Origin of the sequence: Microcoleus sp. S13_C5, from assembly GCF_036700845.1 — a bacterium.
Taxonomy (GTDB): domain Bacteria; phylum Cyanobacteriota; class Cyanobacteriia; order Cyanobacteriales; family Microcoleaceae; genus Microcoleus.
This window is the reverse complement of record NZ_JAUBPR010000231.1, coordinates 1-4078: the sequence shown is the minus strand read 5'-3', so window position 1 is coordinate 4078 and position 4078 is coordinate 1. Positions and strand designations below refer to the sequence as shown.

Sequence of the window (4078 nt, the reverse complement as noted above, 5' to 3'; positions counted from 1 at the left end):
ATCAAGAATACTGCGGTTGCTGCTGCAACTGGTGCAGAGTAAGCGACGCAGATCCAAGGACGCATACCTAAGCGGTAGGACAATTCCCACTCACGACCCATGTAGCAAAATACACCGATCAGGAAGTGGAAAATTACCAATTGGTAAGGGCCGCCGTTGTACAACCACTCATCGAGAGAAGCTGCTTCCCAGATTGGGTAGAAGTGCAAGCCGATCGCGTTTGAAGAAGGAACAACAGCACCTGTGATGATGTTGTTACCGAACATTAAGGAACCTGCAACTGGTTCGCGGATGCCGTCGATGTCCACTGGAGGAGCAGCGATGAAGGCGATGATGTAGCAGATGGTGGCAGTTAGCAAGGTAGGAATCATCAAGACGCCGAACCAACCTACATAAATGCGATTGTCGGTGGATGTTACCCAGTTACAAAACTGTTCCCACAAATTGGCGCTTTCGCGCTGTTGTAAAGTGGTTGTCATGTGTTTATGATTGCTGTATTTGGTTTTCAATGTTCGGATGATGTTTCTATTATTAACGGTATCCTTAATGTTTGTAAAGGGGTTTCACGACAGTTAAACTGATAGAACTCATCAGGAAAGCTGATGACAGGAGAGAGATAGGCGTAGCTTGCGGGGCGGGACGCCATCGCCAGGGGTTTTGTTAAGAAAGTTGAGGGTTTTGCTTTCTGTGGGTCAGCTCGTGATACCTTTCTAAAACCTGAAAGCGGGAAAGTCCGGTGCAATTCCGGCGCTGTGCCGCAACTGTAAAAGTCAGAATGCCGATTTCGGGGGCGCTTTGTGGGCGTTTACTTTTGGATTCCCTGCGCAGCACGGGGAGGAGATTATTTGTTAGCTTTGACTAATTTGCCGACTTGTCCGGGTTTATTTTACGGTTCGATCGCCCGAGACGGAGTTTTATCGAGAATGCGGATTCCGGGGGGAATTTTAAACGCGCAGCAGTGCTGGACGATCGCCGATTTGGCAGATCGATACAGTACCGGCTGTTTGCAAGTGACGAACCGGGCAAATTTGCAAATCCGAGAAGTACACTCGGAAATTCCCCCGGAAGTCTGGAACCGCTTGCAAGAATTGGGGATAGCGTCTCGCCGCGTTGAAGTTGACCCGATTCGCAATATAATGGCAAGTCCGACAGCAGGGATCGATCGCCAGCAGTTACTGGATACTCGCCCGCTAGTGAAAGCTTGGGATGATTACCTGCAAACGCATCCCGAATTGTCGGAACTTTCGCCTAAGTTCAGCATTGGCTTGGATGGCGGGGAATCGGCTTCGATCCAGGCTTTCCGCAACGATATTTTATTAGCAGCAGGGCGGGCAAAATCAGAAATCGTTTTTCGGCTGCATTTAAACAGCGATACAGGGATTTTAATCCAACAATCGCAATGTATTTCAGTCTTAGCCGCCCTTGCTAGCGCGTATCTTGAATACACAAAAAATCGGCCTCGAATTGATGGCAAAAAGCCGCGTTTGCGTCACCTGCTGGCAGATTGGGGCGCTGAAAGTTATGTAGAAAGGGTAGAGAGGAATTTGCCGTTTATATTGCAGCGAAGGTCGATCGACCCATCTGCAAGGGCGATCGAACAATCCCCACATCTCGGCATCCACCCTCAGCGACAGCCGGATTTTTCGTACATAGGAATTGCGCTGCCTCTGGGTAGGCTAGAATCAAAGCAACTGCGGAATTTGGCAAATTTAGCCCAAAATCTAGCCAGCGGTACCCTGAGACTTACGCCGTGGCAAAATCTGTTGATTTCTGATATCCCCAACTCCCAGCTTTTTGAGATCGAACAGCAAATCGCCGATTTGGGATTGCACTCGTCAGCGACTCGCCTAGATTCGTGCTTGGTGGCTTGTGCCGGCAGCAGCGGCTGTGCGTCGGCGGCGACAGATACTCAAAGTCACGCCCTAGCAATGGCGAGGGATTTAGCGCAAAAATTGACAATCGACGGGCCGATTAACATTCATTTCAGCGGTTGCCAAAAGTCCTGCGCCCAGCACCGGCCAATTGATATCACCCTGGTGGGAATTCAGATTGAGCGAGGACACGAGACGATCGAAGGTTACGACATTTATGCGGGTAGAAAAGATTTGCCCTTCGGGCGACCAATTTTTCCGGCTGTGAGTGCGGCCGAGATACCCGGTGCGATCGAGCTTTTGTTGCAGGTGTATCAGCGATTTCGAGAGCCTTTGGAGTCATTTGGTGAGTTTGTCGATCGGCAGGCGATCGACCAATTGCAGGAGTTGTTGAATACCGAAAATCGGAATTGAAAGTGAAAAAAGATCCCATAAAAACAGACAAATTTTAAGCATTTCTCTTCCTATCTCTCTTCATATTTCTTCCTTCGCGTCCTTCGCGCCTTCGCGGTTCATTCAAAAAATCTATTTCACAAATCCCACAAAATTTCCATAGCAGTTTTAAACAATGATTGACTACATTCGAGACGGAACAGAAATCTACACCAAATCCTTCGCCACAATTCGAGCCGAAGCAGATTTGTCAAGCTTGCCCCCCGATTTAGAATCAGTAGCCGTGCGACTAATTCACAGTTGCGGCATGACCGATATAGTTGCAGATTTAGCAGCTTCGCCCGGGGCCGCAACCTGCGGGCGCCAAGCCCTCTCAGCAGGTGCGCCCATCCTGTGCGATGCCCGGATGGTGGCCGAAGGCATCACTCGCAAACGCCTTCCCGCTGACAATCCAGTGATTTGCACCCTCTGGCATTCCGAAATCCCGGAGTTGGCGCGGCAAATCGGAAATACTCGATCGGCCGCGGCCCTTGATTTATGGCTGGACAACTTGCAGGGTGCGGTTGTGGCGATAGGCAATGCCCCGACTGCTTTGTTCCGACTGCTGGAAATGCTGGATGCCGGAGCACCCAAACCGGCTTTAATTCTGGGTTTCCCGGTAGGATTTGTCGGGGCCGCCGAATCCAAAGCCGAACTGGCCGCCAACAGTCGGGGAGTGCCATTTATTACGTTGCACGGGCGGCGCGGTGGCAGTGCAATGGCAACGGCGGCCGTGAATGCGTTAGCGAAAAAGGATGAATTATGACTGAGGCGAATGGTAAATTGTACGGTTTGGGTATTGGCCCGGGCGATCCAGAGTTAATTACTTTGAAAGCTTATCGGATTTTGCAATCGGTGCCGGTGATTGCCTATCCGGCGATGGAAAATGGTAAGGTGCTGGCGCGGGCGATCGTCGCAGATTATCTGCGCCCGGAGCAAATTGAGATTCCGATGCCGCTGCCTTTTAGTCCGACGCGATCGTCTCAACCTTATTATGATATTGCTGCCGAGAAAATTGCCGCACATCTGACCCAGGGACAGGATGTGGCGGTGCTGTGCGAGGGCGAACCTTTTCTCTACGGCTCGTTTATGTATCTATTCAACCGTTTGTCGGGAACTTTTACCACTGAAGTTGTGCCGGGAATTTCTTCGACAATGGCGAGTGCGGCTGCGTTGGGAGTGCCGCTGACTTATCGTAACGATGTGTTAAGTATTATGCCTGCGACGCTGGATGCTGAGGTTTTGCGCGATCGGCTGGCGGTTGTTGATGCTGCTGTGATTATTAAGCTGGGGAGGCATTTTGCCAAAGTCCGGGACGTGCTCATTGAGTTGGGACAGTTCGATCGAGCGCTGTATATAGAACGCGCAACTATGCCTAATCAGCGAATTCGGGCGATCGCAGATGTCGATCCCGCTGAAGTTCCCTATTGGGCTCTCATTATGATACCCAGCCAGCAAAAGTCTGTATCCTAATATTTCCATGCCTGAAGGCGACGCGCTTCCAGGCTTTCCCTACTTTTTTGTGCATTCTTTCCCATTTATCCACCATTCCGGATATATATAACTCAATCTTATAACTCTCATCAGTTAATCTGTTGTTAAAATACTTTACAAACCTTAGGATATGCTTTATGTTTATTTACATGGCGGATCACAAAGCCGTCACGAACATTGAAAACCAAATAAAGCAATCATAAGCAAATGACAACAACCTTACAGCAACGCGAAAGCGCCAATGTCTGGGAACGCTTTTGTGAGTGGGTAACATCAACCGA

At 49.8% G+C, this 4078-nt stretch carries 3 protein-coding genes, 1 pseudogene and 1 riboswitch; of the genes and pseudogenes, 3 read left to right on the top strand and 1 reads right to left on the bottom strand.

Annotated elements, in window-relative coordinates:
• Positions 1-479 (bottom strand): annotated as a pseudogene (locus tag QUA04_RS28955) (photosystem II q(b) protein); the annotation flags it as partial.
• A 230-nt stretch (positions 480-709) separates the two neighbouring features.
• Positions 710-789: riboswitch (adenosylcobalamin-variant (AdoCbl-variant) riboswitch) on the top strand.
• A gap of 8 nt (positions 790-797) precedes the next feature.
• Between QUA04_RS28955 and cobG the strand changes: the two are divergent.
• The 3 genes from cobG (at position 798) to QUA04_RS28940 (ending at position 3776) form a co-directional block, all read left to right on the top strand.
• Positions 798-2285, top strand: a complete 1488-nt coding sequence (gene cobG / locus QUA04_RS28950; RefSeq protein ID WP_333264045.1) for a precorrin-3B synthase — start codon at positions 798-800, stop codon at positions 2283-2285.
• Positions 2286-2439: 154 nt separating this feature from the next.
• Complete coding sequence (locus QUA04_RS28945; protein ID WP_332961226.1) at positions 2440-3069, top strand: precorrin-8X methylmutase; 630 nt, start codon at positions 2440-2442, stop codon at positions 3067-3069.
• The gene (locus QUA04_RS28940; RefSeq protein WP_333264041.1) at positions 3066-3776 is read left to right on the top strand and encodes a precorrin-2 C(20)-methyltransferase; all 711 of its coding nucleotides are present in this window, start codon (positions 3066-3068) and stop codon (positions 3774-3776) included. The genes QUA04_RS28945 and QUA04_RS28940 overlap by 4 nt, the downstream gene beginning before the upstream one ends.
• Positions 3777-4078: the final 302 nt, after the last annotated feature.

Coding starts and splice junctions, on each gene's coding strand:
- QUA04_RS28940 (WP_333264041.1), top strand. CDS start 3,066: ATGACTGAGGCGAATGGTAAATTGTACGGTTTGGGTATTGGCCCGGGC.
- QUA04_RS28945 (WP_332961226.1), top strand. CDS start 2,440: ATGATTGACTACATTCGAGACGGAACAGAAATCTACACCAAATCCTTC.